Origin of the sequence: Streptococcus wuxiensis (genome assembly GCF_040888245.1) — a bacterium.
GTDB lineage: Bacteria > Bacillota > Bacilli > Lactobacillales > Streptococcaceae > Streptococcus > Streptococcus wuxiensis.
Genome location: NZ_JBFNFE010000002.1, coordinates 17532 through 33896 on the forward strand (window position 1 = coordinate 17532; position 16365 = coordinate 33896).

At 37.8% G+C, this 16365-nt stretch carries 13 protein-coding genes; 1 reads left to right on the top strand and 12 read right to left on the bottom strand.

Translation table 11 applies throughout. The features are described 5' to 3' along the window. Nucleotides 1–6: 6 nt before the first annotated feature. From AB2B47_RS02885 to AB2B47_RS02940, 12 genes are all read right to left on the bottom strand, one after another. Nucleotides 7–1089 carry a glycosyltransferase family 4 protein gene (locus AB2B47_RS02885; protein ID WP_320693584.1) on the bottom strand — a complete coding sequence of 361 codons (1083 nt, stop codon included), beginning with the start codon at nt 1087–1089 and terminating at the stop codon, nt 7–9. 7 nt (nt 1090–1096) lie between these two features. Continuing rightward, nucleotides 1097–1933 carry a LicD family protein gene (locus AB2B47_RS02890; RefSeq protein ID WP_320693585.1) on the bottom strand — a complete coding sequence of 279 codons (837 nt, stop codon included), beginning with the start codon at nt 1931–1933 and terminating at the stop codon, nt 1097–1099. A gap of 108 nt (nt 1934–2041) precedes the next feature. Then, nucleotides 2042–3235: a polymerase gene (locus AB2B47_RS02895; protein WP_320693586.1), complete on the bottom strand. Its 1194-nt coding sequence runs from the start codon at nt 3233–3235 to the stop codon at nt 2042–2044. 20 nt (nt 3236–3255) lie between these two features. Next, nucleotides 3256–4050: a DUF4422 domain-containing protein gene (locus AB2B47_RS02900; protein ID WP_320693587.1), complete on the bottom strand. Its 795-nt coding sequence runs from the start codon at nt 4048–4050 to the stop codon at nt 3256–3258. A gap of 279 nt (nt 4051–4329) precedes the next feature. Further along, nucleotides 4330–4965 carry a sugar transferase gene (locus tag AB2B47_RS02905; protein ID WP_320693588.1) on the bottom strand — a complete coding sequence of 212 codons (636 nt, stop codon included), beginning with the start codon at nt 4963–4965 and terminating at the stop codon, nt 4330–4332. 51 nt (nt 4966–5016) lie between these two features. Next, nucleotides 5017–5709 carry a tyrosine-protein kinase gene (locus AB2B47_RS02910; RefSeq protein WP_006149526.1) on the bottom strand — a complete coding sequence of 231 codons (693 nt, stop codon included), beginning with the start codon at nt 5707–5709 and terminating at the stop codon, nt 5017–5019. 10 nt (nt 5710–5719) lie between these two features. Continuing rightward, on the bottom strand, nt 5720–6412 hold the full coding sequence (locus tag AB2B47_RS02915; RefSeq protein WP_024056817.1) for a CspC family polysaccharide chain length determinant protein: 693 nt from the start codon (nt 6410–6412) through the stop codon (nt 5720–5722). Nucleotides 6413–6420: 8 nt separating this feature from the next. Next, a complete protein-coding gene (cps4B, locus tag AB2B47_RS02920; RefSeq protein WP_320693589.1) occupies nt 6421–7152 on the bottom strand; it encodes a capsular polysaccharide biosynthesis protein Cps4B in 732 nt (243 codons plus the stop codon). Nucleotide 7153: 1 nt separating this feature from the next. After that, nucleotides 7154–8602: an LCP family glycopolymer transferase CpsA gene (gene cpsA, locus AB2B47_RS02925; protein ID WP_320693590.1), complete on the bottom strand. Its 1449-nt coding sequence runs from the start codon at nt 8600–8602 to the stop codon at nt 7154–7156. A gap of 195 nt (nt 8603–8797) precedes the next feature. Next, a complete protein-coding gene (locus tag AB2B47_RS02930; protein WP_320693591.1) occupies nt 8798–10756 on the bottom strand; it encodes a peptide ABC transporter substrate-binding protein in 1959 nt (652 codons plus the stop codon). Between the two features lie 161 nt (nt 10757–10917). Next, a complete protein-coding gene (locus AB2B47_RS02935; protein WP_320693592.1) occupies nt 10918–12885 on the bottom strand; it encodes a peptide ABC transporter substrate-binding protein in 1968 nt (655 codons plus the stop codon). 168 nt (nt 12886–13053) lie between these two features. Beyond that, the gene (locus AB2B47_RS02940; protein ID WP_320693593.1) at nt 13054–14664 is read right to left on the bottom strand and encodes a glycoside hydrolase family 13 protein; all 1611 of its coding nucleotides are present in this window, start codon (nt 14662–14664) and stop codon (nt 13054–13056) included. Between the two features lie 149 nt (nt 14665–14813). Between AB2B47_RS02940 and AB2B47_RS02945 the strand changes: the two genes are divergently transcribed. Further along, entirely contained in the window at nt 14814–16298 is a 1485-nt protein-coding gene (locus tag AB2B47_RS02945) for a DUF1846 domain-containing protein (protein ID WP_320693594.1), read from the top strand. Nucleotides 16299–16365: the final 67 nt, after the last annotated feature.

Genomic DNA, 16365 nt, shown 5'->3' on the forward strand with positions numbered 1-16365 from the left:
TATCTCCTAAATCGTCTCAATTAGTTCAATCCACTGCTTGAGAATTTTATCTTTATCGAATTTATCCATATTTTCTTTTGCGTGTTCTGAGAAAGACTGTCTCAAAACTTCATCTCCCATCAGTTCAAGCAATTTTTGGCTCAACTTGTCCGTATCATAGCACTCAACCAGATAGCCATTAACTCCATCTTCAACAATTTCGTTCGGTCCTGTCGGACAACTAAAGCTAACTATAGGAAGATTGTATTGTTGTGCTTCCAGCAGAACTAGAGGTAGACCTTCATAGCGAGAAGTCATGACATAAATCCCTTTATCTCCATAAATCAAATCCTGATTTTTTTCGAGTCCTTTTATGACTAACTTATCCTGTAAATCATTTTCGTTGATTAAATTTCTGATTTTGTCCACTTCATCTTGATTGCCGGAACCGTAGATTTCCCAAATCCAGTCAGACCTTTTCGCTAACACTTTTTTCGCGACTTGAACAAGATAATCATATCCTTTTTGATAGTCAAAACGGCCAACCGTCACGATTTTAGTTGATTTTTTATTATAGGACACTTCTGAAAGAGCAGCCTCTTTCCAATTATAGATGTAGCAAATTCTTTCATCAGAAACACCGTATTTTTTTATATAATTTTTACGGTCTTCTTGAGTAAGTGTCACGAGTTTATCAGCAAATTTCGCTCCAATATACCTTTGTATCTTCTTAACTTTAGTATCAATATCTACTATAGAATTTGTATGGTCGCAGGAAACAAATTTTGTTCTCAAACCAATTGTGCTTGCTACACCAACTGTATTCATACTCATTCCGATTCCAAAAACAATATCAATGTTCTCTTCTTTCAGATAGTTTCTCAATAACTTGACCGCTTCGAGAAAATTTTTACTCATTGATATTTTCTTTGATGATAAATTTTGATATCGAACCGATTGTTTCAGCGAGAAGAAATTGTTTTCTGTAGAAATCATCGAGAGAAGATGAACTTCATACATAGTTGATAACTCATTTGCAAGGCTGGTTGCTACTTTCAGTCCTCCATCTGTTCTATCAATACTCCATTTCACTAAAGCGATTTTTTTCATCTTTAAACTACACTTCCCCTTCATTTTCACCAAGTGATATAATCTCGTAGTGGTGAAGAGCCCTTTTATCTTCTGGTGGCAATTGCATATAATCCGCTCCGTAAATGGCTGTTAGATATTCTTTGTATTTGCAAGGACAACAAAGTTTAAGATCTTCAAACTGTAATAGGACTGGTTCTCCAAAGTAATCACTCGGTACTATCTCTCTTAATTTGTAAGCTCCCGTAAAATTTCCTGCGTAAGCTTCATCAAACGAATATTTTTTTATCGTTTGTAAATATTTTTTCTGTGCCCAGGTAAAGGAAATAATCTTCTCAATATTAACAGCATTCGCAAAAGCAATAATTATCTTTTCAATGAATGGTCGATTTTCTTTTTTCTGATTCACCAAACTATTGAATTGCGAGAGTTGAACCATCATCCTTGCGTACAAGTATCTCAAAGAATGAATTTTTTTCTTTAAAGCATTAGAGGGCATACCATCTAGCGGGAAAATGTCTATCCACAAACTTTCTACCAATTCTTCTTTACTATAATTCATGATGATTTTTGTAGAATCATCTCGAATCACAGAGAAAGCCTTTTTATAGTTTAATGTATCTTCGCTTAAAAACTTGTAGTTTTCTGGCAAGACATTTGAAGCTATTTTTTTAAACTTTTCGTAATCCTCTCTCGGCATACCGATATCGATGTCATCATCCCAAGGTATGAAACCATTATGACGTACCGCTCCTAGCAAGGTTCCACCTAGAGCATAGTAGGTTAGGTTATTTTCTTCGCAAATATTAATAAACTCTTTCAAAATAGATAAAATCTTATCTTGAATGATTTTGATATTCGACATACTTTCCTCCTATATAAATCGAAATAAAACCGTCTTCCCAGTCTATGCTCTTTTAAGTTCTTGTTAAATACTTCTTACCATTTCACTATACGTTTTTTCAAATGAATGTTATTTCAACTGTTCATCGCCTTCATCAGAAAACTGATAATCCGGGTAGATTAAAGCGCCTACCAAAATCCAAAAAATATTGTAATGAAGATAGAAATTCAAATCATCAATCATGGAATGAAAACTCATCATTATCAAAATAAAAGCAAGAACCCATTGACGACTTTTAATAACTTTAGACAAAGTCAAAGTTAGGACTGAGAGCATCAATCCCAGGATGAGTAAGCCAAATTTTTGTAAAACTTGGACATACAAATTGTCCACATACAGATAGGTCTGATAGTTTCTGATTCCCTCAATAGTCAGACCGTTACCGTACCATTCAACCGGTCGTCCAAGGAATCCAAAACCATACAGATTTAAAGATTTGTTTGCCAAGTATATGCGACCACCTAACATACGGTTTACTTTAAAAAGAAGGTCATTGATAAGAGAATGACTTGAATTGAGATAGATAACAGAGACCCAAAAACTAATAATTGCATTTACGATAAAGGTCAGTTTAAAAACCTTAAACACATGTCCTAGTTTAGAGAATAGTTCTGGAAACCACTTTATTAGCAAACTGCATGCCAAAAGTACACAGGAACTATAAAATGTTAAACGAGAATCCGTTTGATCATATACCCAATAAACTGATAGAGCTAACAGCAGCCATTGCCAATATTGGATTTTATTTTGCTTTAAATAAAACACAATAGCGACTATATTCATCAGCAAAATAGATGGGAATAATGCGTAACGAAACCCTAGATAAGTTCGTACTCGAGAGCCAGAAACTTCTATATAATTCGTTATGATTCCTAATTTTGCGCTGATGATAACAAACAACAACAAGAACATACTAACGACTAAAGAAGTTTGCGCTACCTTCTTGAAGGGGACATCTCGTAAAGCATAAATAAATAATATAGTTACAGAAAGTTCTGAACTGAGAGCTGTCATTTTCCCTACGATAAGATAAATTAAAATTGTTGCAAATAATCCAATGAGTGCTCTATAATCATATTTTCTCTTAAAAGACTCTTTTAGGAGCAAAAGAAAGATTGAAAAAGCTATCGCTAATTTATAAACTGTTCCAGGCAGATATCGAGCATAAAAAGTTACATTTAATATCGAAACCGTTAAAAATATTCCTAAAGCAACAAGAGCCAAGAGCTCTGGCAAAGATTTTATTTTTACTACTAATTTCATCCTTATTCTTTTATCCCTATCTAAAAACTCTGTCCATATTTTTTCCCGAAGAATTTTGCTTGTAAGAAGGATTTTCCTTTTTGAATCAAGTCAATTTTCTCCATATAGATAAACGGTATCTCTTTTACCCGCAAATCTTGTTTTGCCAACCAAACATTGAACAAGCGTTCACTGATACGACCAAACAATCTAGCATCAAAAGCAGAATAGTCTGTAATATCCAATCTCTTATAGAGCTCATCAATAATCGGGAACAACCATTCACAATAGGCTGCTACATTTTCTTTGGACATGATAAACATATTGAACATATAGCCACTGCGTTGTTTCATGACCTGATCAAAAGCATCGATATAGTCCGGTCTCAACTCGCTAACAATCTGGCATGTTACGTCTAAATGATTAGCATCGTGCGTATGTGCATAGTGTGAGTATAGCGTTTCAATGTAGTATTTCCGTTTTTTTGGAACGATTACATCACTTTCCGCCAACAAATCTTGCAGTTCTGCTTTAGACAGGATAATATCATTCATATCAATCGTTTCACTATATGAGTGACGTTTCGCCGTGAAATAGCGACGATAGTGTACCAAACCAAGATAGTCACATTCTAAATTTTTCCACGCCCAATAAAGTCCAGTTAATTCGCAATAATAGGGGTTCAAACTTGAAATATTGTCTCCTTCATTATCACATTGGTATCCTAACTTTTCTTTTCCTTCACTACCAACATGGATAGGTAGGTAAAGATCAGTATCAGCAGGCATGGTAAATTGCTTGTGTGTTGCCACGATAATTTTATAATTCTTTGTCATTTTAACCCCCCTCATTTAGATTGAACTGTTTGCGCTAAAAAAGAAACCAAACACTAGCATCCTAGTTTCACAGAGTTCACCTAAGAAACTAGTTGACTCTTTTGCCATGCCTCTATTAGACTACTCAGATCATATAACTCTGGAAGCATATTTCACCATTTTAAAATGGTAAAACACCCTTTCCAAATTCTAAAACATGACTACCAGTATTTGATTTCGTATCATTTTCATTTCGAACTCATCAACAGATTATAAAATCCTAAAAAACATATCTGTTCTTTAATGAGCCCCTTTTCCTAGCAAAACTTGCTTAATGGTTAATAAAAATATCTTTACATCCAATTTGAAAGATTGATTTCTAGGATAGTATAATTCCATCTCACAACGTTCAGGATAATAGACTTCACTTCTCCCAGAAACTTGCCACATACCTGTTATCCCTGGCTTTACTGAAAGCAAAAGTTTCTGTTCCTCTTCGGAATATTCTTCTAACTCCTTTTCAAGGATCGGCCTAGGTCCTATAAAGCTCATCTCCCCTCGCAAAACATTTATAAACTGAGGAAATTCATCAATACTCGTTTTTCTAATGAAATTCCCAATAATCGTTAAGCGTGGATCTTCGTTAGGAGGCAATTTGTAGCTATTGTCAATATATTTTTGATGTAGCTCTTTATTGGCCAAGAGAATTTCTTCAGCATTTTCAACCATTGAACGAAACTTAATAATTTTAAATTTTTTCCCATTCAAACCTACTCGATACTGAGTAAAGAAAATGCTACCCTTATATCCTTTTGCTTTATATATGATGAAAATAATCAAGGAAGCTGGAAAGGCTAATACAACAGTTCCAACCAATCCAATAAAAAAGTCTGCAAGTTGCTTAAAACTTTTGTATAAGACTTCACTAATCTCCACTTAAACTTCACCTACTTTTCATATAATCTTCTTTTTAATATTTACTTTTTCTTATTTTTTCCCATAGGAACCATAGTTCCCATATGATCCGTAAGAACCATATTTTTCAAGCTGAATATTAAATTTATTCAGAATAACTCCTAAGAATGGTGTTCCTGTTTGTTCTAACTGGTCTTTAGCTTTTTGAACTTCTCTCCGTTTTGTTGCAGAAGCTTCAGTCACCAGGATAGAGGCATCACATTTTTGTACGATAATAGCCGCATCAATGACAACACCGATAGGGGCTGTATCCACAATGATATAGTCAAAGTATTTGCGTAAGGTCTCAATCATTGCTTCAAATTTGTCACTTTGAAGAAGAGCAGTCGGGTTTGGTGAAACAGCTCCTGATTGAATGACAAACAAGTTTTCTACGTTTGTTTCACACAAACCATGAGATAAATCTTTGGTTCCTGATAAGTAGTCTGTCAAACCTGTAATTTTTTCTCTAGATTTAAAGACACCTGACATGACCGAATTACGAATATCGGCATCGATAAGGAGTGTCTTATAGCCTGCACGTGCGAATGCCCAAGCTATGTTGGTTGAAGTAGTCGACTTCCCTTCTCCAGGTCTAACTGAAGAAAGAGCAATCACTTTGAGACCATCTCCACTCAACTGGATATTGGTCCGTAGTGCGTTATAATACTCCTCAGCTTTTTTTACAGAGTGTAATCGTTGTTCTGATAATTCTAACTTTGCCATATTTCCCTCTTTACTTTAATTTCTCAAGATTTGGAATAACACCTAAAAGTGAGATGTGCATCACTTCTTCGATATCTTCTGGACGCTTCACTCGATCATCCAACAATTCAACTAAAAGCACGATAACCGTGACGAATCCTACACCTGCTATAGTGGCCATCATTGTATTTCGACGAATGTTTGGTGAAGATGGCGATGTCGCTGGTCTTGCTTCCTCAAGTGTGGTTACATCCGACACTCTTGTTACAGAAATGATTTTCTGAGCAGCTACTTCTCTAAGTGCATTGGCGATACGACTCGCTTCCTCAGGTTTCCCATCTCGAACTGAGATTGATACGATACGCGTATCTGCAGGTACTGTTACTGAAACTTTTCTTCCAAGAGTTTTGGCATCCATAGTCAAGTTTTGATCAGCCACCACTTTTTCAAGAACATCCTGAGAAAGAATGATCTCACGGTAGTCTTTTACCAAGTATGAACCTGCCTGCAAGTCTTGGTTGGTCAAACCAGGCTTATCTGCTTGGTTACGATTGACTACGTAGATACGAGTGGTACTAGTATACTGTGGCTGGATCACAAATGAGCTATATGCAAAAGCTGCTAGACCTGCTACTAGTGCAGCTAAGACAATGAGGAATTTTCGTTTCCATAGCACTTTTACCAATTGAAATACATCAATTTCAAATTTTTCTTGTTCTTTCATCATTTCTCCTAAATTATTTGGTCATTTATAATGTTTGACGGGTTTGTTTCAAAAAGTTCACGAGCTTTTCCTGCTCCGTATTTTTTAGCGATGAGTTCATAAGCTTCTCTCATATACGGTGGGCGATTATCCAAATTGTGCATATCGCTAGCTACTACATGGACTAAGTCCTTGTCCAAGAAATACTTAGCACGCTTTTTCATAAACTTGTAGGTATCTCCGAAAAGCCGTGGCTTTAAGACGCTCGAACTATTAATCTGCATATAGCAGCCCATATTGATGAGTTCTCTTACTTTTTTCTCATCGTTTTCCAAGGTGTGATAGCGCTCAATATGAGCAACCACAGGTGTAATCCCTAACATGAGAACTTTGGTCAAGGCGCTATGAATATCTCTGTAGGGTGTATTCATGCTAAACTCAATCAAGGCATAACGAGTGCCATTGAGTTTTGGGATGATGTTTTGTTCAAGTTTCTCTAAAACATCACTTGAAAAATAAATCTCAGCTCCGTACACGATCTTCAAATCCGGTGCGATTTCTTGAGCCAACTGTTTAACTTCGCTAAAATTAGCTGCAATTTTGTCTTCTGGTGTTTCAAACATTCCTTTTCTGCGATGAGAGGTGGAAACAATGGTTCGAACACCTTGTGCGTAAGCTTCCTCTAAGAGAGCCTTGCTCTCAGCTCTATTTTTAGGTCCATCGTCAACATCGAAAACAATATGTGAATGAATATCAATCATCTTATTTTCCTTCCATGGTATCTTTAATAGCCGTTTTAACAGCTTCCAAGCTAGTTGGGTCGATTTCTAACATGTACAGATTGCTATCTGGCATAGCGTAAGACGGAAGACCCATACGACCAGTTCCTTTCAGATCTTGATTGGTTACTGTATATTTCCCTCCGCTTGCCAACTGAGTATTGACAAGACTTACCATTGTTTCTGGTGGCATATTGGTCTGAACTGAATCCTGCAAACCTTGAATGATGGCATCGTAATTTTTCAAGGCTTCTGCCGAAGTCATCTTCTGAATAATGGCTGTAATGACTTTTTGTTGGTTACGACCGCGATCTCCATCACCATTTGTCAAAGAGTAACGTTCACGGACAAAACCTAAAGCCATTTCTGAATCAAGGTGAATATTTCCAACCGGGTAGTGCTTGCCGTTTGTATGAGCAGTAAACTCTTGGTCATTATATACGTCAACGCCTCCAAGAAGGTCAATCAACTTCAAGAAAGAGGTGAAATTAAGTCGAGCATAATAGTTCAAGTCGATACCATAAAGATTTTCTAAGGTATGGATAGAAGCATCTACGCCATAGATACCAGCATGCGTCAACTTATCGTTTTGGTTGTTTCCACCATCTGCAATAGGGACATAGGCATCTCGAGGAGTTGTCGTCAAGAGAATCTTCTTAGTATCTTGATTCACTGTCATGATGATATTGACATCTGAGCGCGAAACAGAACTGATAGGACCATAGGTATCAATCCCGCTGATGTAGACGTTGAAAGAATTTCCTGTGGCTACCTTAGGCGCCTCCACTTTCTTAGTCAAGTCCTTGGTATAGATTTTCTTGATTTTCTTAGCGTGGTCGGGATATTCCTGCTCAATCAGATTTTCATAAACACCGTTTAAAACAATTGCTTTGGTTTCTCCATCTAACAAGCTCTTATAGGCCGCCAGGTAAGAAGAAGCTTCCTCAACTGTCAATTCCTTGCTTTGAGTTGTTTTAATGTCATCTATCAATTTTTGAATATTCTCAGCATCTGTTCCTGTTGGAGCAGTTACACTAGAAAGTTGAGAAACGTTATCGATCTCACTATCTGCAAGTACTGCAACACTCATAGAGTAGCTTGAATAATTTGAAGTTGCATTAAATTGATTGGCGAGTCCAACAAATCGATTTACAGCTACTAAAGCTACAGAGCTAAATAAAACCGAGAGCAATAGGACTATCAAGGTGAACACCTTGGCTTTGCGCTTAACGATCAACAAGAGGGATAATAATGCTATGAGCACTAAAACTACTGCCAAGATAATATTAAAATAGCTGACCGCTAAAATCTGATATTTAAAAATCAAAAACAATAAAAAAGAAGCTAGAACAGCATAGATTAGCAACAAACCTATGTTTAAACTCTGCTGAAATTTACTAGATTTACTTTTTTTTATGCGTCTACTTTTCATGGAACACCTCTTCAAAACATTTTAATTTAATTATATCACAAAGTACCTCTAAAGGCTATCTACATTAGTCAAGGAAACGTTTTATTTTGAAAATGTATTTAGTTAGTGTATATTTATTAGCGTTTTTACTACATTTTATGTTTTCAAAAAACAACTAAAATAAAAATAGAGCTCTTAAAAAGCTCTATTTTTTAATTATTTAACGTGATTTTCGAATTCTTTTTGACTCTTTTCGACTGAGTTTTTACGTTCTTGTTCCCATTTGGCTTTAGCTTCATCAAATTGAGCAGTTGTTACGACATCGGTTTGCAATTTCATGTACTTGTAGTTACTTCCAGTACCTTTGATTCCGACAAGTGAGTAAGCTCGTGTAAATGGTGTAACACGTGTTACTGAAGCTCCACCACCGTTTGAATTTACAGGGAGCAATAGCGAACTATCAATCAGCCAAGCTTGTGCGTCTGCATAATTTTCATAACGTTTGGCTACGTCTGTATTTTCTGCATCTGCCGCTTTCAATTTTTGAGTATATTGGTCCAATCCGATACTTCTAATCTTATCAGTATCCTTGCTTGGATCAAGTCCTAAAATCTTGAGATAGAATCCATCCTCAGCATTGAAAGGATTGAGATAAGTCGATGGATCTTGGTAGTCCGCAGACCAACCATCCAAGTTCAAGTCATAGTCATGATCAGCTGTGGTTGGCGCTTGGAATGTCGCATTAGCATAGTCTTCTGTTGAAATTTGAACGACATCAATCACTACATTTTCTGCCCCAAGAGTTGATTCGACCGATTGTTTAAGCGAATGAATCTTCGGAAGCAAGGTTTTGTTAACTTGGTCTACAGGCAAGTCCAAATGAATCGGGAATGTCACACCTTGTGCTTCTAGTTCTTTTTTAGCCTCTGCAAACTGAGCTTGTGCTTTTTCTTTATTGAAGTAGCCGTCTTGAGCGTCTTCGAGATTCATATTTGACCACTGCGTACCGTAGTTTACCAACTTAGATGAAACTGTCTCACCGAAAGTCTTGTCACCTACTTGCACGAAAGTTGGTGGCACAAGTGTGTTACGAAGAGTGTTTTTAGCTGCTTCTTCTCCATTGGACTGAGCCGAATAAGCTGTACGGTCAATGGCAAAGTTGATTGCTTGACGGAAATTTTTATTTAAAATAGCAGCTTGGGTAGCTTGTTTTTGCTCATCGCTAGTCTTAGCTGTATGATTGTATGTTTGGCGATTAACGTTAAAATTATAGTACCAAGAAGTCGCATCCTGCAAGCTATAGACGATGTTGTCCTTGTATTTTTCCTTTGTCTTAGCAAAGTTTGAACTATTTGGGTAAACACCAGCAGACGAGTAGGCTCCGCTTTCGAAATTACGGATCGTCATATCTTGGTCAGAACCATCAACATAAGCCAACTTAACTCTTTCAATCGTCACTTTTTCTTGGTCATAGTAATGAGGGTTCTTCATGTACTCAAGTGATGATTTTGATGTGAAATCTTTTAACAAATAAGGACCACTATAGAGAATGCCATCTGGTTTTAATTCTCCAAATTCTTTACCTTTAGAAGTCAAGAACTCTTCATTGACTGGAAAGAGGATACTATTGGTTGTTTTAGAGTTCCAGAATGGTTCTGGACGTGTCAAAGTGTATTGGACAGTATAATCATCTACAGCTTTCACACCAACATTTGAAAAGTCAGTATTTGCGCCTGTCACATAATCATCTAATCCCTTGATTGAGTTTTGAATCAAATCGAGAGCTTGACTCTTGTTATCAGCTGCATACTTGATACCTGTGACGAAATCTTGTGCTTTAATTGGGGCATACTCTTCCCCGTCAGCAGTGAACCATTTTGCATCTTGACGAAGTTTATAAGTGTAAGTCAAACCATCTTTTGAAACACTCCAATCTTCTGCAAGAGCAGGAATGAGATTTCCATAATTGTCATTTTCAAGCAAACCATCTACCAAGTTGGTAATAACATTAGTATTGTCACCAGAGTAGTCCAACAGGTAGTTGAAGGTTGTCGGGTCGGCACCAAATGTTGACGAGTAGGTTTTAACATCTGATGCTGACTTCCCACACGCTGTCAATAAGACCGCCGCGGCAAGCGTCAGCCCCGCTCCAATCAGTCGTTTTTTGAGTTTCATGATTCATTTTCTCCTTAAATGTTAGGTTTTATGACATAAGTCTATTTTATCAAATTTCACCCTAAAAGTAAAGTTATTTAATTATTTGCCCTCTCGTCATTATATGAAAAAAAGAAAGAAATCCCGCATAAAATCAGGATTTCTTTCATCATTGTTTAAGATTATTTAACGTGGTTGGCTAACTCTTTTTGATATTTAGCGTTTGTTTCAAGTTTCTCTTTTTGCCATTTCTTAAGAGCTTCTTCGTATTCTTTAGTGGTTACAATATCATTTTGCAACTCTAAACCTTTAAATACAAACGGATCTCCCTTGATACCAACTTGAGAGTAGGCTTTCGAGAATGGTACTGTACGACTCACGGTCGGAGAACCTCCTGAAGATGCTACAGGAATGAGAAGTGAACTATCAGATACCCAAGCCTGTGCTTTAGCATATTTTTCATAGCGTTTGTTAAGGTCGGTTGTTTCTGATGCTGCATCATCCAAGAGTTTCTTGTACTCATCAAGTCCAACTTGAGCCATGACTTCTGGATCTTTACCTTTTGTGATACCCAAGTGTTTAAGGGCAGAACCCTTCTTAGCATCCAAGATATTTAGATAGGTAGCTGGATCTTGATAGTCTGGTCCCCAACCAGTTCCGTTCAAGTCATAGTCTTTTTGAGAAGGAACCTTAGCTTGAGAAGTAATACTCATTTTCTCATTATCTGTCATTTGAAGCACATCGATGACAACATTTTCAGTTCCAAGCGCTGCTTCGACAGATTGTTTGAGGGAGTTGGTTTGTTGAACAGCAATGACATCTGTCTGTTCAACTGGAATATCCAAATGGATTGGGAAGGTTACACCTTTGGCTTGCAATTCTGATTTTGCTTTTTCAAAGGCAGCTTTTGCTTTTGTTGGATTATAAAGGGTATCTTTACCATCTGTCAAAGCTACATCTTTCCACTGGTCTCCGTATGTTACCAGTTGCTCTTGAGCCAATTCACCGAAGGTCTTTTCACCGACCTGAACATAGTCATACGGTACAAGACTGGTACGGATAATCTTGTCCGCTCCTTCTTCACCATTCATCTGAGCAGAATAAGAATGACGGTCAAGAGCAAAGTTGATGGCTTGGCGGAAGTTTTTATTAAGAAGCGCTTCTTTTGTAGAAGTCTTTTGTGCTTCATCTGTCTTTGCTGTTTTATTGTAAGACTGACGATTCACGTTGAAAGTAAAGTAATAGCTGGTCGCTTCTTGCGGACTATAGACAATCTTATCCCCGTATTCTTGCTTAGTTGAATCAAAGTTTGAACTTGTTGGGAAGAGACGAGCTGTTGTATAGGCTCCTGATGAGAAACTACGAATCAATGATTCTTGGTCAGATCCATCGTAGAAAGTAAGTTTAACGTGGTCAATCTTAACATTGTCTTTATCCCAATAATTTGGATTTTTTTCGTACTCGATCACTGATTTTGAAGTGAAGTTCTTCAAAATATATGGTCCATTATAGAGAATACCTGAAGGTGTTGCTGCACCATAATCTTTACCTTGAGAATTCAGAAATTCTTCATTAACAGGGAGCATAGTCGCTGTTGTTACCTTAGAATTCCAGAAGCTTTCTGGCTGGTTCAAGGTGTATTGAACAGTGTAGTCGTCAATTGCTTTAACTCCAACTGTTGAGAAGTCATTGCTTTCACCACTGACATATTCTGCTAAACCTTTGATAGAATCTTGGATCAGACTTAAGCCATCTGACTTACCATCAGCAGCATGTTTCAAACCAGTCACAAAGTCTTGAGCCTTGACCTCGGCATACTCTTCACCTTCAGAAGTATACCATTTGACACCTTTACGTAGTTTGTAAGTATAGGTCAAACCGTCTTGTGAAACCGACCAGTCTTCAGCAAGAGATGGAATCAAGTTTCCGTATTTGTCATTTTCCAAGAGTCCGTCGACCAAGTTAGCAATGACGTCCGATGTTGAACTTTTACTAGTAACGCTATAGTCCAATGTTGATGGATCGATGGCATATACGTATGAAAATGTTGTTGGATCGTCTGCTTTTTTCTCAGTCTTGCCACAAGCTGCCAAAAGAAGAGCTGCACTCATCGTTATCCCTACTACTGCAAGCCACTTTTTCGATTTCATCGGTATTCTCCTTTAAAATACTATTTTTCACCATTATACCCTATTTTTTTATAAAAGCAAGGGTTTTCATGCAATTTTTTAGAAAATTCAAAATAATATTTTTTTAAGAAATTTCTACACTTATTTTAGAAAAAACTCAAGCATCTTGGATACTTGAGTTTTTTAGGTTTAATTGGCCAATTCGATACAGAATGCATCCCAAGGAGCTAGTGTTAGTTGCTCGAGATTTTCTTGAATCTCGGTGTTAGCAACTAAGATTGATTTGAGAACCCCATTAAAGTGAAATTCTTGTTCTTGATTTGAGAGGTTAGCTACTACTAGGAAGCGACGTTCCCCGTCCTTGCGAATATAGGCAAAGACTTTCTCAGCCGTTTCTAATAATTCAAAGTCAGCTTGAACTAGCCAGCTGTTTTCTTTGCGAATCTGGACTAATTTTTGATAAGTATAGAAGATGGAATCTGGATTTGCTAAAGCCTCTTCTACATTAATCTTCGCATAGTTTGGATTGACTCCTAACCATGGTTTCGAGCTTGAAAAGCCAGCGTAGTCTGTAGTATCCCACTGCATTGGGGTACGCGCATTGTCACGCCCAATCACACGAATGCTATCCATGATTTGCTCTAGCGGTACACCTTGTTCTAGCGCTTCTTTGGCATAGTTGATAGATTCAATATCTTCTACTTGGTCCAGTGTTTCAAACGGGAAATTGGTCATGCCGATTTCTTCGCCTTGATAAATATAAGGTGTTCCTCTCATAAGATGAAGCAAGATTGCATACGCTTTAGCCGATTTTTCGCGGTATTCTCGGTCATTTCCCCAGATAGAGACGATTCGAGGGAGGTCATGGTTGTTCCAGAAGAGGGAATTCCAGCCATCCTCAACTCCTAATTCTGTCTGCCATTTGTTGAAAATCTCTTTTAATTTCCCTACATTTAGCTCTTTTTGGTAGTGCCACTTAGGTTGTCCTTCCTGATACTGAAGACAGATATGTTCAAATTGGAAGACCATAGACAGTTCTTGACCTTCTGGATTCGAATATTTCTTGGCTTCTTCTGGATTTGCTCCCCAAGTCTCCCCTACTGTCAAGAGCTCTTTGTCGCCGAAAGTAGCCTGATTCATTTCCTTGAGATAGGGATGGAGCATAGGACCATTGTTGACAATCTTCTGATCAGGAATTTTCCCAATCATGTCAATAACGTCCATACGGAATCCACCAATCCCTTTATCAATCCAGAAATTCATCATTTCATAGATTTTATGACGGAGCTCTTCGTTTTCCCAATTGAGGTCTGGTTGTTTCTTACTGAAAAAGTGTAGATAGTATTGACCAGATTTTTCATCATATTGCCAGGCAGAACCACTGAAAATTGATTCCAATTCGTTAGGTTCATCACGCCAGATATAGTAGTCACGCTCGGGACTTTGAGGATTTTCACGCGCTTCAATAAACCAAGCATGCTCATCGGATGTATGATTGACAACCAAGTCCATGATGATTCGAATATCTCTTTTTTTGGCTTCAGCAATCAGCTGGTCCATGTCTTCCATGGTTCCAAAGATAGAAGCGATGTCTTGGTAGTTGGCAATATCATAGCCATTATCATCCATTGGACTGTCATAAACTGGAGAAAGCCAAATTGCTGTAATCCCAAGCTTAGCTAGATAGTCTAACTTGCTAGTAATTCCAGGCAAATCACCAATCCCATCTCCATTACTATCCTTGAAGCTTTTAGGGTAGACTTGATAGACAACTGCATTATGCCACCATTTTTCTTGCATCTTTTCACCTCTTTTAAATTCACTTTACTCCATCATAGACTTTTTTAATCGTTTGTGCAAGCGTTTGCTTTATCTTTTTTCTTACTTTTATTACTCTGTAGTTTCTTATCTTCTATTTTTTTTATATAATAGAAAATAGAGGTAAAAAAATGAAAAAACAAGCTTTTAGTTCTGAAAAATATCTAAATTTACAACGCGACCATATTTTGGAGCGTATTAACCAGTTTGACGGCAAACTCTACTTGGAGTTTGGAGGCAAGATGTTGGAGGACTTCCACGCTGCCCGTGTCCTTCCTGGATATGAGCCGGATAACAAAATCAAACTCTTGCAAGAGTTGAAAGAACAAGTCGAGGTTGTTATTGCCATTAACGCTAGCAATATCGAGCACTCAAAGGCTCGTGGTGACTTGGGTATTTCTTACGACCAAGAAGTGCTTCGTTTGATTGACAAATTCAACGAACTTGGTATCTTTGTCGGCTCTGTCGTTATCACACAATACGCCGGCCAACCTGCTGCAGATACCTTCCGTAATCAATTGGCAAAAAATGGGATTGACTCTTATCTCCACTACCCAATCAAGGGTTATCCGACAGATATGGACCATATTATCTCACCTGAAGGTATGGGGAAAAACGACTATATCAAAACGAGTCGCAATTTAATTGTCGTGACTGCTCCTGGACCTGGTTCAGGTAAGTTGGCAACTTGTATGTCCAACATGTACCACGACCAACTGAATGGTATCAAATCTGGTTATGCTAAGTTTGAAACCTTCCCAGTTTGGAATATACCTCTCCATCATCCAGTTAACCTGGCTTATGAGGCTGCTACAGCAGACCTTGACGATGTCAATATGATTGACCCATTCCATCTCCAAACTTATGGAGAAACTACCGTTAACTACAATCGTGATATCGAAATTTTCCCTGTTCTCAAGCGTATGCTCGAACGTATCTTGGGTGAATCTCCTTATGCATCTCCAACTGACATGGGTGTAAATATGGTTGGTTTTGCAATCACTGATAACGACGCTGCAATCGAAGCATCGAAACAAGAGATTATCCGTCGCTACTACCAAACAGTTCTCGACTTCAAGGCTGAAAAAGTTGCTGAGTCTGCTGTCAAGAAAATCGAACTTCTCATGAATGATCTCGGCATCACGCCAGCTGACCGTAAGGTTGCTGTTGCCGCTCGACAAAAAGCTGAAGAAACAGATGGACCTGCTCTAGCACTTGAGTTACCTTCTGGTGAAATCGTCACTGGTAAGAATTCAGAACTCTTTGGTCCGACAGCCGCTGCCGTGATCAATGCTATCAAGAAGTCAGCGAACATCGATGCCGAAACAAAATTGATTGAACCAGAAGTGGTGAAACCAATCCAAGGTTTGAAAATCAATCACTTAGGTAGTCGTAATCCACGTCTTCATTCTAATGAGATTCTTATCGCTCTGGCAATCACAGCTATGCAGAATCCTGATGCAGACCGTGCTATGAAAGAACTCGGAAATCTCAAAGGTAGCGAAGCTCATTCTACGATTATCTTAACAGATGAAGACAAGAACGTTCTCCGTAAATTGGGAATTAACGTAACCTTTGATCCATACTACCAATACGATCGTTTATATCGTAAGTAGATTGAAGACTCGTAAGAACTTCATATCAAGCATCACCCCTCCTCGATAGATTTCGAATCTCTCTTAA